Here is a 15,138-nt window from a genome sequence, read left to right as displayed (position 1 = left end):
CGCCTAAACGATCGCGCAGAAGGCCTGTCCTGGACGTGAGAATGTTCGCTTGGTGTACCAGCGTATGTTCAAATTTGCTGAGGCAGATGGCCCATGCCTTGAGGTTGAGGTCGATTTGACCTGCGCTCAACCTACACCTGGTACTTAGTCCCGAAAGAGCGATCCCATCGATGAGCAGTCACGCCACCAACTACCTGGCCCTTGAAGCTTTTGCTGCAGCGAATGCGAGATCTATGGGGGCTAGATCTCGCTTCCAGTTTGGCGACCTGATGGTCTATGTCCGGATCGCGGCACGCTGGATTGACGGGGAAGGCCGCTGGACGCTTGACTTGGCTGATCTTGAAGTCACGAATGAAGGCGAGCGAGGGAAGGGGCAATTCACACTCTTCCTGAGCAATGCAGAACGTATTGCGGACAGCAATGGGTTGATCGTGTACGTGCAATCGATCGTCAATCAGCGACTGTTGAACAGCCTCGTATCCAAAGGCTATTTCCTGCAGGGATACGATGCCTACCGCTTGCGCCAGGCCTAATCATCAGTCGATGGATTCTCAACTCCAAGCAACAATGCCCAGGTCCGAATTTCAGCTTCGAGCTCTGTTGCAGTACGACGCACATCAACGTTGTCCTCCGCTCGTTGGAGGAAGTGCTTCGGAAAAAGGCCAAGACAATCAATCCCCAGCGCATGCGCACTAACCAAACCGGCAACGTCAGCTCCTGTCTGGCCGCCAGATCGGATGAACTCGATTGGCCAGTGCTGGTGGACCTTGCCAATGACTTGGTACACCCAGGCATTGATGCACTCCTGCGTCCAGCCATGCTTAGACAGTGTGTAGATACCGTTCCCGGCGACATTCAAGGTGCGCGCATTTGCAGCTGACATCGCCTTATAGAGGCGCCGGGCTGCGGCGACTGGCTCGATTGAAACGGGGATGGCCACATAGGCTTCACCAGCCGCCCGCAGTGTCAATTGCTCACCCCGGGTTGTGAAATCTGAGGCAAAGGCGACGGTAATATCAGCGCTCTTGGCATTCTCCCAAGTCCGAGGGGCGTAGCGGCCTGAGTCATGCTGTTCGATCCGAAGCAAGGGCTGCTTCGGTGTGGGAAGGCTGAACACGGCATGGTGAACGTACCGGATTTCTGCGAGCGGGGAATTCTGACAGGCCCATTCGAACAGTGCGATGAGCCACCCCAAGCTGACATCGGGCGAGCGATCTTCAGTGTTTGGGTGACCAGCAGGTTGCTGGCCGCGCTGGCTCCGTTGTCGTTTCAACAGATTACCTAGGGGGACCATTGCATCTTTGCCAAGCACCGGTGCCCCGTCTCCTCCTACAAGCAGCAAATGACAACCTTCATCAACAGCAGCCTGGAGCAGCTCCATAGAGACCGCGTGACTGAAAACGCATCGGCCCTTTTCCCAGAGCTCGACTGTCGCAACCGGCCCTTTCATTCCGTTTCCTGTGAGTTCAGTTAGAGCAAGGACGACAGAATACACTCGCGCTCGGCTCACCACCTCATCGCGTATGGGAAGGCTGTATGTCTTCCTGCATTCCCAGCTTGCGGCCGCCCCTCTCAGTAACAGCCCCGACGATTAGTAGCCAAATCAGCCCCGCATCCAAATTCATCCGTACGCGCAAAGCACGCCCTACACCCCACATGAAACCGTCAGAAATCACGTACAGGGCCATTTTTAGGCAATGACCCATGATTACAGTTTTTATCTGATGTCATTTTTAAACAATTTCTCCCGCGCCTGACCTATACTATTACCGTAATTACTTGTTACGTAATGCGGGTAACAAAAGTTCGCCGGTAAAATGGCGCCAAATCATAGTTTTCGGGTACTGTCAATAGATACGGAGGGCAGCCATGAGCCGCGTTGGGATCACGAAAGAGGAGGTTCGCCAGGCGATTGCGCAACTCCGGAACCAGGGTTCCCCGGTTACAGTGCGTTCCATACAGGCCATCACAGGCGGCTCCTACTCGACGGTGCAGAAGTTCTGGAAGGATCTCCGCGACGAGGAAATCGAGATGCTGGGCGATGGCGGACGTATCCAGACCGAGCTGCAGGCCCTGGTACTCGCGCTTCACGACAAGATGAAAGAGAACTCCGAGCGGATCGTTCGTGAGGGCGAGCAGCGCTGCGAGGCGCAAATCAAGGAAATGGAGGAGGTCCTTGATGGCGAGCGAGTGGTGCACCAAGCCACCGTCGATCAGCTTGCGAAGACTGAGGGCACCCTTGCCGATCGCGAACGGCTGCTGGGCGAACTGACTGAGCGCTTGAACTCGGCCAACATTGAGTTGGGCCGCATGGCCCAGGAGCTGGCTGACACGCAACGTAACCTGGAGGTGGAGAAGCGCTCGACCAGCAAGCTAACCCACGACCTACAAGCAGAGCGGGATGCTCATGAGCACTATCTCGCAGCCCTGAACGAGCAACGCCGGCAGGAGCAGGCGACTTTCGATAACGCGCTGACCGCTCTGCGCGAGGACAACCGCACCCTCTCGGCGGACAACATACAACTGAGAGGGGAAATCCTGAGCCTGAATAAGCAACTGTCTGGCATGACCTCCCAGTTGACCGACCTGCAAGCGCAGAACAGGAAGTTGACGCTTGAGGCTGACAGCGCGAAGGACAAGCTGCAGGTCACAGAGCAGTCACTCATGAACTTGAGAATCGAACTCGCCACAGTAAAAACTCAGCATTCGGAGGCCGAAAGGCAGCTTGAAAGCGCCATCAAGGAGAGACGAGAGACCGAGGAGAGACTGGTGGAAGCAAAAGCCTCTGCTCGAACTCAGAACAGCGAGGTGAGACGCCTTTCCGCCCAGCTGGAGGGCATGAAGACAGAGCTTTCCTCCCGCGCCAAATCCGCGGAAGAACGTGGTGCGGAAGGAAACACCTGAGGACCTGGCAGATAGCCATCAGTAGGACTGACTGGCATCATTCGGCTTGGGCGTTATGGTCAACGGGGGCTCATAAACCGCCGTGGGCCGCCGATAACGCAGACAGGCGATCAACAAGTAAAGGATGATCTTGATGCAACTTCGTGCAGCAGCCTCCGGTCTGCTTCTGGCCCTCCTGGCCGGCCAAACTTTGGCAGCAAGCTTTGACTGCTCCAAGGCCAGCAGCTTCCCCGAAAAAGAAATCTGCCGTGATGGCTACCTGTCCGGGTTGGACGACTGGTTAGCCAAATCCTATAAGACCGCCCTGGAGGTAAATCCTGCCCAGTATGAGGCGGTCCGTCAGTCGCAGCGTGAATGGCTCGATACAAGGGATGCATGTACTGACCAAAAGTGCCTCGACAAAACCATCGGCGCCCGCATCCAGGCGCTTGATCAATATGTGACGGCAGAGAGGGGTAAATCGGCATCGGCTTTGGCTCAGGCCCAGCTCATCAAGCACCAGGAAGAGGAGGCCATCAGGCAGCGGCAAACTGAGGAGCGCCTGGCGATTGAAGAAGCAGCTCGACAGACGCAGATCGAGAATCAGCGCCAGCAGGCGATCATCGAACTCCAGCAGCGCGCTCAGGCCGCCCAAGCGATCGAATCTCAACGGGTTATCGAGCACCAGCAGGCACTAGCCCAAATCCCGCAGTACCAACCACCCCAACAGGTTGCGCAAGCTTCGAGTGCACCCTCGTTCTCGCCGTCATACCGCGCGCCGGAGAAATCTCTTTGGCAGCAGTTCAAATCCAGCCCGGCCTGGAAGTACATGCTGCTGGCGGGTGCACTTCTGACAGCTTGGGCGATGTGGAGGCACCATCAGGGGCAAGCAACCATCTACAACGACTACACGGATGCCGCAATTACGAACCTCTTGCCGGCAGCAGGCGTGGTACTGGCCTTCTTGATGAACTGGCTCGAGCTCCCCCGGCAACTCGCAATGGTCGCAGGCCTAACGGGTTTCATGCTTGCATTGATGTTCGCGGTGTATGCGTCAGTGCGAACCAATCAGGGGTGGCTGAGCATCAGCCTGTCACTCATCGCCAAAATGACTCTGGTGTCAGTGTTCTATGCGGTGCTCGGCGCACTGGTGGCATCACTATTCGTAAGCACCAAGTACAAAGGGGAGTCCCAGGCGAGAGCGAATGCAAGGAATCGGAGGGAGAAGAAAGAAACGATGGCCATGATCGCCGCGCTCACTACTGCCTACACCTTCCTTTCGGCTTGGCTGTGCCGGCGGCAAGAGTTCATCCCAGTTTCTGAATGCCTAGCTTTTGACTCGACCGCAAGCGTTGCTTAAGTCATCCCCCATGAGGCGCGGTCACCGCGCCTCATGCTGATTCGGCCTCGGCGGCATCAATGTCTTCCGCATCCTCTAAGTCATCCCCTACAGCCGTAAGGATTTCCAGCTCAGAACGGATGCGCACCTTAGCTCCGATCTTCAGCCCTCGGACTATTTCGTCCCCGTCATCGTTCCTGGAGATGTCCCAACCAGGTTCAATCCAGGCCTTCGACTGCCAGTCTTCGAATCGCTTTTTGAGATCCGACTTCACCCGCCGCTTGACCTTCTGATACTCGGATTTTGAACCACTGAACTCGTGGTACTTCTCAAGCCCGATAGGCCATACGCCATCCCTATGGGATGCGATGAAGGGCAAAAGCTTGGTCCCAAATCGATCCAATTGATCCATGATCTCAAAGGGCACCAGGGTGGTATTCACACCATCGAAGAAAATTGCAGCGATCGGGTCAAGATTAAGCAGAAGTCGCCCTGTCTTGTGGTTCTTTGCCTGGTTGGTCAAGAACCGCATGCTGATATCGACCACCGTATCATCTGACTCAATTGCCGCCGCGATCTCCTTGATCTGGTCGCCGTACCGATTCTTGATGTACTCGAGAAAGAAGTCCCTATCAGGCAGCCCGAGCGGCGGCCGCGTGAGCAGGTTGTAGAGCCTCTTCAGAGCAGGCTTGCTTGATATCCGCAGTTCGCCGCCGGCGAGGTCATCAAGAATCCTTCGGGCCTTTTTGAAGTTCGCACCGGAGTCGTCGAGCTTGAGCCAACGACAGACATCAGCCTGTTTGACTTTGACGGACTGGGTCAGTGACCTGCCGCGGGCCAGCACCATGATTCGGGCAAGGACGAGTTCGTGATCTGTAGACAGCGCCGGACCGCGGTACCAGATTGAGCCCGATCCCAAGGAGAAGATCTCTGTCCATTCCTGGAAGAAGAGGCCTTTGGGAATCTTGCCCGCTGAGAAGAGGGCTGAACGGACGATGGGGTTGCTTTGCTCAAAGAAACGCTCATTCGTGAAAGGGAGAACGCCCTGACCTGATTCCAGATCGAACTTTGTTTGCAGCTTGAATCGCCTGTCATCTACAGCTACCTGCCGTACTTCTTCAGGTGTCAGCTTCAACTCGGTCATGGCCTATCTCTCTTACTTTTCGCGTTTCGTCCGTCTCGACAAACCTGATGCAAAGGATATATTCCCTCATCTTGATTTTTTAGTCCAAATCAAGACCGTTTTCGCATAAGCCGTTCTGAGATCCGCTTTGGCGGTTCGGATCGCCGGAATCCTGTGAGCGCTCAGAGCATTCCGGCTCGAAGAAGATCAACCCACCTGTGCGGCATCTCTCATACCGTACACAGAATTCCGGTCGCTAAAACCGAGCATGGCTTTGCTGTATCCCATGAAAAACAGGGCGCTCACAAGAATCCGGTTACCGTGGCAATAGGTTCGGAGCTTGAGCGCTCACCAGATTCCGGCCTGGAGAATGAGCGCTCTTTGACGCACCGCTCAGGAAATTCCGGTTCATTCTGCGGAGTGCCAACCACCGACCATGCCTCCAGGGCAGGAAATTCGGGCCGCTCACCAAATTCCGGCCGGAATATCGGACCTGGTCTTCCACTGAAAGCCCTGCCCCGTAAATCCGCGGAACGCGCTGACGTGGTCTTCCTCGGCTGGATCGATGCCCCACGAGGAGAAGATCAGGCGGGCAGTCCGTACACAGAATTCCGGTCACCCTCTGCCTCTCTAGCCGGCGCGCTGCCGGGCGCTCACCAGAATCCGGTGTTGAACGGTGTAGCGTCCAGCGGGACGCTGCGCTCATGAAATTCCGGTGTTCAGACCTCTAACTCTCAATCGCACTCCAGCTCTTGCCCCTATGCTTTACACAGTTGCAAAGCCCCGGGGGAGTAGGTGTACACCGGATTCCGGTTCACCCTCGAGCAGTCATTGAGCCTTGCGCTCACGATATTCCGGCCTATCCACCGCGAAGTTTGGCATGCGCTGGGAACCGCTCACGAGAATCCGGTCTTGCCGAAGGGTAACCACCGTCAAGCCAGTTGCCGCTCAAAGGAATCCGGTACCAGAAAAGCAAGCCCTGGAGACACACGTCATCTCAAGGCCGCCCCTCTGCGCGTTTCCCTGCTCACGGAATTCCGGCAAATCCAGCATACGGGCCTGGTCGTGATCGTAATCGCTTCTTCCTGGTCACCGAAGGCCATGATGGGGCTGGGCTATTGCGCCAGCCGCGAGCCCCATGACTCTGGCGTCGACGCTGGAGAATGTGGCATCAAGTAGCAGTTGCGGCGAAGGGATGTGGGCAAGGCCCATCCGCTGTTGCTAGCCCCCGTACCACTCAAGACGCTGCCAAGCTTGGCCGGCTCGAGCAGCCCCGAGACCGATCCAATCTTGTGCGAGTGCCTAGTTGTGACCGCTCACCAAAATCCGGTCGATCTGCGCATCGCCAAGTCCGACTGGCAGAGCCTGCGTCTGACTTGGCGTACACGAAATTCCGGTTGGTCTCGATGAGCATTTTGCCGCAGGCCGGCTAGATTCCCGGGCGCACGCAAGATTCCGGTCCCCGTTCCACCATCATTGCCTCCCTTGGCGCTCAGGAGATTCCGGTTCGAGGTGCCAAGAGCCGCGGGTAGGGGTGCTTGAGGGAAGCGCTCAGAGAAATCCGGTCTCGCATTAGCCGCATTCCAGACCTGAACGCTCTCCCGCTCAACAAATTCCGGTTCAGAAGGGGCTTTACCCGTACGCTCACAGCATTCCGGTCGTTAGCCAGGCGGGACTCAAGCTGTCAGCAAAAGGTAACCGTATGCAGTTGTAAGCCACTGTATTTAAAGCCGATTTACTGATGCTCCGGTAAAGTAAAGCTGTTCAATGCACAGGTTGCACACAGCTTAAGCACAGGTTATCCAGTAATTTGAAGCTAGTTATCAACAGGAGACCGGATTCCGGTGTACACCACCGGAATCCCCTGAGCGCGACCGGAATCTTGCGTGCATCAACCGGAGTCCTCTGAGCGCTGACCGGAGCCTCGTGTACGGCTACCGGATCAGGCTGTACGGGTCCCGGAATCCGGTGTACAGCGTCAAAGCAGCCTACGGTAGACAGGGCTTGGGGTGCAGCCATCTGTCCACACCCTATAACCCCAATCGGTAACCCCAAGAAAGATAACCCTGTTCTCTAACCCGGAAGGTAAGCCGATCGCAGGCTAATCCCTGTTGTTGCTTGCGCTAACCCGCCCGCTGGATCAGCGCTTGACCGTCAGGCCTTCAACTTCAGCCGCACGCTGATCGTCCAGCGAGTTGTAGTAGATGTCCTGAGTCGTGCTCATCGACTTGTGCCGGAGATCGGCCTGAAGGTTTTTTGCATCACGATGAGGAGCATCAAAGGTCGCCCCTGTGTGACGAAGCCAATGCAGGGTGGCAACCCGTAGGTCGTCAACTTCACAATCCGATCGTCCCTCCTCATGCATTCGCTTCAGAGCCCGATCAAAGACCTCCTGGACAATGTTCCGCACCTGGCGATCACTCAATCCTGGGGCACCATTCAACTTTGTGAGGAGAGGGGCCTGCTCTCCCTTCAGTGGCAGGGGCGTGAGATTACGGCTCTGACGGTACCGCTTCAGGTACTTGAGGTAGTCAGGCTTCACTGCAATACGCGCTTCTACGTTCCCTTTACCAACCACCTCGTACCACCAAGTTTCATCCTCCTTGACGAACGAACCCATCGTTGGAGTCCAGAGCTGATTACCTACCAGGTCCGAGACTCGTAGGTACATAGAGAACAGAGAAGAGACAATGAACAACGTGCGCTCATGAGATTCCGGTGCTTCGTTAGCCATGAGCTCCGCGGTCTCGATCACGAAGTCCCACTGCAGCTGGGTAAGGGATTTCCCGCCACTTCGTTTGGCTGTGGTCCTAATCCAACGACTTTTGCCCTTGATCGCCTTGAAGGGGTTTCCTTGAGCCAGGTCCTCCTGGGTCAAAAATTCGAAGAACGAACTACAGATGGAAAAGACCTGCCGGATACTGCCCTGAGCCATTTTGTAACCAGACACCCCCAACTCCTCGCCGGCTTCCTTGGCTCTCTTTCGATCGCTTTTCGAAATTTTGATGCCGAAGGGGCGCCAGCCAGGGTTCGGTTCGTAGACGCCTCCCCTTGGAAGGAACCTCTGGCGCACAGCATCTCCAATCCAGCTCGCAGGCGGAGCCACGTTGAAATCCATGAATCTCTCAGCGTCAGACCGGCGCAAGTCCAGAATCGATTTCCCTGCGATGATCCAGGACCACAACAGGATGCGCTCTACCTGCGTGCGATAGGCCTTAAACGTGGTTGCTTGGCCGCTATAGGACTTCAAAAACGCCCGAGCATGGGCGAGGTCGTTTGCTGCCGGAATATGGGGAGCGAAAACCTTTAGGAACTCCTCAATCGCCGGCCGCTCTGCAACGTACTCAGCAGCCGACGACGAGAGAAAGGTTTCGTAGGTATCAAACAGTGGGGAAGGGCGGACGCCTCTGTTCGGTGTTTTTGCTGGAGCTGGCAAGCGGACCTCGGAGCTATAGAAAACGAATACCCCAAGGTTAACCGCGTTGCCTCGTAGCACAAGCCAAGATTACCCTTGAAGCGCCCAGCTCATGCGGCGCTCAGGAAATTCCGGTCCCGGTTTTCAGCGTTTACCGGTACAGAAGCCAGTGATTGATTTCACTGCCGAAGACCAGGGAGATCACCCCACCCACGATCAGACCAGGGCCAAACGGCAGATAGCGGTCCTTTCGGACGAGTCTGATCGCCATACCGACAGCAGCAGTGGTCAAGCTGGCGATCAGCAAAGTCGCGGGCAGCACTTGCCATCCTCCCCAGGCACCAAATAGTGCAAACAGCTTGTAATCACCCTGGCCCAGGCCCTCGACACCGCGGACGATGTAGAAGAGCTTTCCTATCGTCCAGAATGTCATATATCCCACCACCGCCCCTGCAACCGCGTCGTGCAGGGACGCGAGGACTCCGAAATAGTTGGCGGCAAGACCGATCCAAAGGGCGGGAAGTGTAATCGCGTCAGGGAGCAGCATGACCTTCAGGTCGATCAGGCAAAGGGCTATGAGCATCCACAGCAGCACTATTGCGGCACAAGCAGCAGGAGTTACACCGTAGTGCCAGGCCAGCGACGCGGAGAGGAGGGCGGTCGCCAACTCAACGGCAGGATAAGTGATGCTGATCTTGGTGCCACAGCCCGAGCATTTGCCGCGTAACGCGATGTAGCTCACCACTGGGAGGTTTTCCCAGGGGCGGATCTTGTGCCCGCAATTGGGACAAGCAGAGGAGGGCGACGATAGGGTGAGCCGGTCAACTGGTTCGCTTGAAGGCAGGCCGAGGCATTCCTGAGCCTCAACTGTCCAGGCGCGTTCCAGCATGATCGGCAGCCGGTAGGCCACGACATTGAGGAAACTCCCAACCATGAGGCTCACAAGCGCCACGATGCCAATGAAGAGTGCTTGGTCTGCTTGGAGTATTTCGATCACGCTATGACAGACTCCCAGCCCTTGGGGATGAAACCAGGGACGTAGCGGCGGAGGGACTCCCTCATGTTGTCGAGAGTTGCCGGCTTGACGATGTAGCCGGCCGCACCAGCTTCGACTGCCAGACGCTTGTCTTCCTCAGCGGCCTTGCTCGAGAGAACGATGATCGGCGTGATGCTGAGTTCGCCATGGCCCGAGCGGAGTTCACGAATATGGGAAAGGCCGTTGTGCCATTCGCCCAGGTACAAATCCATGAAAATGACGTCGGGATTGAACGACGGCACCACCTGCAGGAGCTCCTGCAAGGTACCCACCACTTTGACTTCATCGAACAGCTGATCGGCGCATTTCCGGGATACGTAGGCGTCGGTTCGAGAGTCGTCGACAATCAGGGCCTTGGACATAGTGATCTTCCGTTTGTTGTGAATGCTGGAAACCCATATCGAGCACGATCCAGCGTGGCAAGCTCAGCCTATCGACGTCCATGGCCAGGTCAAACCAAAACAGGGGGCCGGATTGCGGTGGCCAGGGTAGGGAGCGATGAGCACCTGCAGTCAAGCCAGGATGACGCTTTCCAGATGCTGGCGGGTTAGCTGCAAGCAACAGCGGGGTGCGATGCTCGGTTTAAGTAGTGGGGTTAAAATGAATGGGGTTAATTAACGTGGGATTACCAACTGGGGTTATAGGGTGTGGATAGATGGCTACAACAAGCAGCGGGCTTGTGTTTACAGTGCCTCTTGACGCGCACAGCTTTCCGGTGTTTGTACACATTATTCCGGTTACCGCTCATGAATTACCGGTAACCGTACATGCCAATCCGGCCAACGCACATATAACTCCGGTAGGCGCTCAATAAATTCCGGTCCCGCACATCGAATTCCGGTAGCCTGTTGATAACAAGGCTATTTCTGTTTGCAACCTGTATATAAGCTGTTCGTAACTCCGCATTTCCGCTTAACTTATAAAGCGGAAATACGAACGGAATAGTCCTTCGCCAATATATAAGGGTAGGGTAAAGACCGATCTTTCCCTGTGTCTTGCTGTATTTACGTCAAACCCAGAATTGGCGTTGTTTGTACGATTTATGGATCTTGTAATTGTCTGGCGATGAATGCCCGTTGTCTCGGATCGAAGACATGTATTAACACCTTTTCCTGGAAACCATTGCCATTACTGATGTACACCGGCTGCCGGAATACCACCAACGGCCTATTTGGCGAGCCAGCAACAAAGCGCTGAGCCTTTCCAAAGAGCATTTTGGGACGCTGCTGCGCTTGGCCTGGCGAGAAAGAGTTCGTGGGTGATCCTTTGAAACGCCGGCCATTCCCTACGATATCTTTCTTCACATGCTTTCCGCGGAAGGCCTTTTTGCCGTGAACGATGAAGGGCACGGCCTCGTTAGCGTAGTTGTGCACCCTGATCTGGCGTTTGCCGGCATGGTTGTGAAGTTTATTGGCTCGCTTCTGTACATGCGAGTGGCCGCCGCGATTGAAGTCCCGCGCCAACAGTTGTCCATCGGTGACCTGGGTGTTGGGAAACGGCTGGGAGGCGCACAGAGGACTGATGATGCAACTGGTCAGTAAGGGAATCAGTGTGAGCGAACGCATGGTGGGACCTCCGTTGAGATTCCCCGGAATGCCCCCAAATGAAGTATAGTTCAGCCTGGTGTTAGGCCCATTCTGAGTCTTCGCACTCATGCATGAGTGAAGATGCAGATTTCACAATTTTGATGCTTAAAAGTTGTAAAAACAGGCATGCCTAGCATTTCCGATTATAACAATAATCGGAAACGGCGACACCGTGGACACTATTACTGGAGGCCTCGACATCCGCCCTAACCCCCGGAACGACATGAGTGTCAGTTGTCCTGTTGGATTTCAGGCCTATGACTTGGCTCGCAGTGCGTCTGAAATCTCTTCATATTTCAGACTCCCTAACAACGGAGTGCTCAAAATGGACCGATCTAAGTTGCGTTTCAAAAAATCCCTGGCATTTGTTGCCGGAATTGCGTGCGGCGGCTTTGTCGTTGCGCTGCCAGTGTTGGCTGTGAAAGCTTCCTCGCTCGATCCGAGCCTGCACGCAAGCGTGGCCACTGTCGCATCTGGAGTGATGATGGTCGGACTGTATCTGCTCAAGCGCAAAGCCCAGTCTCGTGTCCTCTGCTCCTGCTCCCGCACGGCTGGTTAATGGACCTTTAGAAGCCTGCTATGCATGGGATCATGCGCCCGTTTGATCCCATGTCCTCCTCACATTTGGCTGGTGCACTCTTTGGCTGGATTCCATCTTCGTTATCGTTACACTCACTTCCAGAATCTAGTTCAAGTACGTCCCGGGTGATCTACGCACTGGGTGCTGTGTGCTTAAGGTGCCCAAGGTATGCCACAAACACGTTTGTTCCTCCCTCTGTCCCGTCCTCAGGCGAGTGCCTTGGAAGATCGCGACTGCGCCCCAGCAGCGCTGCTTTCGCAGTGGTCTATACCGTCCTTGGCGGCAGTGATCGCTATCCAGTCACTACCGACGCTGGCTCAGACGACTGATCCAAGTGCTCGGCTGGAGCGCGCATTGGCGAGCCTTATTGATGCCGGTTTTGACCTAGAGTCCGCTGGCCAGGGTGCGTCTTTCTCCTCTCTGGTGTTCAGCCGCTTCAAACCTCAGTTGTTCAGCGCCGGGCTAGATAAGCTGCGCCCACTGTCAATCCGCCTTCTCGAACCTGAAGATCTGGATGCAGAGGGTTACATCACAGAAGACCGAAAATGGGATTTCGAATTCTCCTCACGCCATGCCGAGGCCTTGAATCCATTTACCGAGAGGTTTGTTGACGAATCTGGAAAGTCCTTCAACCTCGCCCCCCAACAGGCCCGGGCATTCCGCGTCTTCAAGTCGGAACTGGATGAGGACTTTCACCTCCAGGCTCTCGCCGGAACGGGAAAGACGTTCATGATCGAGCGTCTCATCGATTGCCTCACCTCTTACCGCCCTCTCGTCCTGGCGATGACCAAGGTGCAACTTGATGCTCTGCAGCAGAGGGTAGGGACTGGCCGGGTAACTGGTATGACTTTCTCGGAGCTTGCAGTCCGCTCGCTTCAACTGGATGTAGGACGGCATGGTTCTAGATCCTTCCGCTTATCGATGAGACGAGCACGTGCAGAGATGAGCCAGATTGCCAACCACCTGGAATTCAAGCCCGTTGGTAACCTCACTCCCAGTCAAGTCGCCTCAGTGGCCAACAGGACTGTCTTCCGGTACTGCACAAGCCGTGACGTCGAGATTGGAGTTCATCATCTTCCATCATTGGGCGGGTCGTACTCGGTGCCCCAGAAAGAGCTTCTGGTTCAATGCGCAAATCGACTCTGGCAAGAGACCATTTTCCCGTCGTCTTCATCACTGGAGCTACCTGTCCGTGGCTACCACAGGATCAAAGAGGTTTCGCTCAGCAGTACAGCGGCCGTCGAGCCAGGCTTCACCCACGTGATCGTCGATGAGGCCCATGACCTCCCTGCCCCAATGGCTCAATTCCTGGATCGGTGCTCTATCCCGGTGATCACCTTGGGGGATTCCTGCCAGCGCCTGGACGGGGCCGCTGTGGAGCGTGCACCACACGTTCGCCGGCGTGAAATATTTCACTCTCTCCGTTCAGGCCGAGAGATGGAAGCTGCGGTGAACACCCTGATTGAGCAGAACCCAGTGGTCGACGTGCACCCGCTCGAGGGGAACCGCGAACAAGACACAAGGGTCGTGTTCTATAGCCGTCCCTTCATTCCCGAGCAGCCTACTACCATCTTGGTGTGGTCTGAGTGGGGAATGTTTGAGTGGTTCCAGCGCCTGGCCAATGCGAAGGCACAGTTCAGCCTTCTGCCAGGGTGCGAGGGAGGTTTCAGGTGGTTTGTCCTCGACTGCATAGGGCTCTACCGCGAAGGAATCAGACCGACACACGGCGCCCTGTTCAAGTACACCTCCTGGGACGCGCTGCGAAAGGATGTCTCGAAGCGGGAGAGCGCCTTTGATCGTATAGACCGGATGCTTGAAAAGGGATATTCCACAATGGACTTCGAGCGCAGCCTCATGAAGTTGAACCAGGCTGGCAAGGCGCCCTACAAACTGGGAACGGTCGTTGCGGCCAAGAACTCGGAAGTCAATTCGGTGATGCTGGCCCCTGAGCTATTGGATAGCAGCGGTTCCGATCGTCTGGATGCTGCCCGGGCTTTTGCTGCGGTCTACACAGGAGGTACCCGCGCCCGTCATCAGCTTTATGTCCCTGGGCATCTACAGGATTGGGCTTCCGACACTGCGGCCAGGGCGAGGTGCTCCTAGCCCGCGAGGTGGCCCCCTCCTCCGCTTGCTGGCGGCTTGTCCGCGGACAAAGGCCGGCGGCCAAGACCTAAGTCGTCGCGTATCCTGAAACTCAAGTCTGACGTTTGATTTTTGTTTTTGAAATCATGGTGTTAGCCTCTCTTCGTCAGACGCTACGCCCAATTACCAATGATGAAGTCAGCCGCGCTCCCTAAATACCGGCAACCACAGCTCGATGAGAACCGCACCCTCGCCGAGCTAGCAGCCTCCTCCCCTTCATCCATTCGTTCAACAGCTCTGCCCACCGAAAAGGCAAGGTCCTACCGCTCACGTCTCCTCTGGACAAAGCCCAGCCTGGGTTCTGGGAGGCTGTGCCTGGCCGAAATGTAGAAACGTTTCTTGCCTTGTTCTGCGCGGTGGCCCAACGCGTTGCAATGGGCATCCCGTATGGATCGAGTGATCGACTTCACCGGCGGCTATAACGATACCTGGGCCCCGATCTGGCAAGACTTTTTCTGCGATTGGAGAAAGATTCGCTTCAACGACGGCGTTGAACCGCCAAGCTGGATTATCGGGGATCTGGCTATCGAGGCTGAATGCGCTGGGATTCTGTTCGAGTCCGTTGCGAACCCTGGAGGTCGGAACTTGGTGCTTTTCACCGATCAGTTGCCGGTGCATGGGAAACTTGTGGTCAACGATCCTCGCGGGGATCTCCCTACCGACCAGTCATCTTGGACGCGCCCGTAGTGCAAGCCCGGTACCAGGCTCACGCCTGGCTACCGGGGTAGCGCCTCACACGTACTGTTTGCTTCCTTTCCGCTCGAGCGGACGGCCTTTGAACACGTGCGGGCCGTCCATCGTCAGTTCGACCTTGTCTCCCTTGCGGGTCAGCCAGGGAGTGGCTTCAGAACCGGTTTTGGAGGTCACTCCGCTGGGGCTGATCCGAATTTCATCTCCGTCAATTTCGATCGTCCCCAATACGTAGGTGTAAATCAGACTGCTGAAGAACCCGCTTTTAAATTCGAAGGCACACTCTACTACCTGGTCCCCATACTCCATCCGCATTCTCGGCTTGAGTGAGGCAACCGAAACGG

At 55.9% G+C, this 15,138-nt stretch carries 12 protein-coding genes and 1 pseudogene; 6 read left to right on the top strand and 7 right to left on the bottom strand.

Going from position 1 to position 15,138, the window contains the following annotated elements:
- The first annotated feature begins 170 nt into the window (after positions 1–170).
- A complete protein-coding gene (locus tag HMPREF1224_RS43505; protein WP_010794455.1) occupies positions 171–533 on the top strand; it encodes a hypothetical protein in 363 nt (120 codons plus the stop codon).
- Here HMPREF1224_RS43505 and HMPREF1224_RS43500 read toward each other — a convergent pair.
- Positions 530–1,450: a hypothetical protein gene (locus HMPREF1224_RS43500; protein ID WP_010794454.1), complete on the bottom strand. Its 921-nt coding sequence runs from the start codon at positions 1,448–1,450 to the stop codon at positions 530–532. The genes HMPREF1224_RS43505 and HMPREF1224_RS43500 overlap by 4 nt on opposite strands.
- Before the next feature lie 419 nt (positions 1,451–1,869).
- Here HMPREF1224_RS43500 and HMPREF1224_RS43495 point away from each other — a divergent pair, with 419 nt between their 5' ends.
- Together HMPREF1224_RS43495 and HMPREF1224_RS43490 are read left to right on the top strand one after the other, a co-directional pair.
- The gene (locus HMPREF1224_RS43495) at positions 1,870–2,904 is read left to right on the top strand and encodes a DNA-binding protein (RefSeq protein WP_010794453.1); all 1,035 of its coding nucleotides are present in this window, start codon (positions 1,870–1,872) and stop codon (positions 2,902–2,904) included.
- 133 nt (positions 2,905–3,037) lie between these two features.
- Positions 3,038–4,243: a hypothetical protein gene (locus tag HMPREF1224_RS43490; RefSeq protein ID WP_010794452.1), complete on the top strand. Its 1,206-nt coding sequence runs from the start codon at positions 3,038–3,040 to the stop codon at positions 4,241–4,243.
- 31 nt (positions 4,244–4,274) lie between these two features.
- Here the strand turns inward: HMPREF1224_RS43490 and HMPREF1224_RS43485 are convergent, their stop codons facing one another.
- From HMPREF1224_RS43485 to HMPREF1224_RS45505, 5 genes are all read right to left on the bottom strand, one after another.
- The gene (locus tag HMPREF1224_RS43485; protein WP_010794451.1) at positions 4,275–5,366 is read right to left on the bottom strand and encodes a hypothetical protein; all 1,092 of its coding nucleotides are present in this window, start codon (positions 5,364–5,366) and stop codon (positions 4,275–4,277) included.
- Between the two features lie 2,119 nt (positions 5,367–7,485).
- The gene (locus tag HMPREF1224_RS43480) at positions 7,486–8,781 is read right to left on the bottom strand and encodes a tyrosine-type recombinase/integrase (protein ID WP_010794450.1); all 1,296 of its coding nucleotides are present in this window, start codon (positions 8,779–8,781) and stop codon (positions 7,486–7,488) included.
- A gap of 130 nt (positions 8,782–8,911) precedes the next feature.
- Positions 8,912–9,757 carry a prepilin peptidase gene (locus HMPREF1224_RS43475; RefSeq protein ID WP_010794449.1) on the bottom strand — a complete coding sequence of 282 codons (846 nt, stop codon included), beginning with the start codon at positions 9,755–9,757 and terminating at the stop codon, positions 8,912–8,914.
- A complete protein-coding gene (locus tag HMPREF1224_RS43470) occupies positions 9,754–10,158 on the bottom strand; it encodes a response regulator (RefSeq protein WP_010794448.1) in 405 nt (134 codons plus the stop codon). The genes HMPREF1224_RS43475 and HMPREF1224_RS43470 overlap by 4 nt, the downstream gene beginning before the upstream one ends.
- A 678-nt stretch (positions 10,159–10,836) precedes the next feature.
- Positions 10,837–11,361, bottom strand: a complete 525-nt coding sequence (locus HMPREF1224_RS45505) for a hypothetical protein (protein WP_010794447.1) — start codon at positions 11,359–11,361, stop codon at positions 10,837–10,839.
- 346 nt (positions 11,362–11,707) lie between these two features.
- Between HMPREF1224_RS45505 and HMPREF1224_RS45500 the strand changes: the two genes are divergently transcribed.
- The 3 genes from HMPREF1224_RS45500 (at position 11,708) to HMPREF1224_RS0112875 (ending at position 14,791) form a co-directional block, all read left to right on the top strand.
- Positions 11,708–11,941, top strand: a complete 234-nt coding sequence (locus HMPREF1224_RS45500) for a hypothetical protein (protein ID WP_155951720.1) — start codon at positions 11,708–11,710, stop codon at positions 11,939–11,941.
- Between the two features lie 240 nt (positions 11,942–12,181).
- Positions 12,182–14,065, top strand: coding sequence for a helicase (locus HMPREF1224_RS0112880; RefSeq protein WP_256220532.1), 1,884 nt, complete (start codon positions 12,182–12,184; stop codon positions 14,063–14,065).
- 426 nt (positions 14,066–14,491) lie between these two features.
- Positions 14,492–14,791 carry an RES family NAD+ phosphorylase gene (locus HMPREF1224_RS0112875; protein ID WP_031628753.1) on the top strand — a complete coding sequence of 100 codons (300 nt, stop codon included), beginning with the start codon at positions 14,492–14,494 and terminating at the stop codon, positions 14,789–14,791.
- 45 nt (positions 14,792–14,836) lie between these two features.
- On the opposite strand, the pseudogene HMPREF1224_RS45750 reads toward HMPREF1224_RS0112875, so the two are convergent.
- Positions 14,837–15,138 (bottom strand): annotated as a pseudogene (locus tag HMPREF1224_RS45750) (stress response protein TerZ); the annotation flags it as partial.

It is taken from the genome of Pseudomonas sp. P179, assembly GCF_000478485.2.
In the GTDB taxonomy this organism is placed as follows: Bacteria; Pseudomonadota; Gammaproteobacteria; order Pseudomonadales; family Pseudomonadaceae; genus Pseudomonas; species Pseudomonas aeruginosa.
This window is presented reverse-complemented; position numbering and strand designations above follow the sequence as displayed.

Excerpts from the sequence above, each read along its gene's own strand:
- HMPREF1224_RS43505 (WP_010794455.1), top strand. The coding sequence starts at position 171 with ATGAGCAGTCACGCCACCAACTACCTGGCCCTTGAAGCTTTTGCTGCA.
- HMPREF1224_RS43500 (WP_010794454.1), bottom strand. The coding sequence starts at position 1,450 with ATGAAAGGGCCGGTTGCGACAGTCGAGCTCTGGGAAAAGGGCCGATGC.
- HMPREF1224_RS43495 (WP_010794453.1), top strand. The coding sequence starts at position 1,870 with ATGAGCCGCGTTGGGATCACGAAAGAGGAGGTTCGCCAGGCGATTGCG.
- HMPREF1224_RS43490 (WP_010794452.1), top strand. The coding sequence starts at position 3,038 with ATGCAACTTCGTGCAGCAGCCTCCGGTCTGCTTCTGGCCCTCCTGGCC.
- HMPREF1224_RS43485 (WP_010794451.1), bottom strand. The coding sequence starts at position 5,366 with ATGACCGAGTTGAAGCTGACACCTGAAGAAGTACGGCAGGTAGCTGTA.
- HMPREF1224_RS43470 (WP_010794448.1), bottom strand. The coding sequence starts at position 10,158 with ATGTCCAAGGCCCTGATTGTCGACGACTCTCGAACCGACGCCTACGTA.
- HMPREF1224_RS45505 (WP_010794447.1), bottom strand. The coding sequence starts at position 11,361 with ATGCGTTCGCTCACACTGATTCCCTTACTGACCAGTTGCATCATCAGT.
- HMPREF1224_RS45500 (WP_155951720.1), top strand. The coding sequence starts at position 11,708 with ATGGACCGATCTAAGTTGCGTTTCAAAAAATCCCTGGCATTTGTTGCC.
- HMPREF1224_RS0112875 (WP_031628753.1), top strand. The coding sequence starts at position 14,492 with ATGGATCGAGTGATCGACTTCACCGGCGGCTATAACGATACCTGGGCC.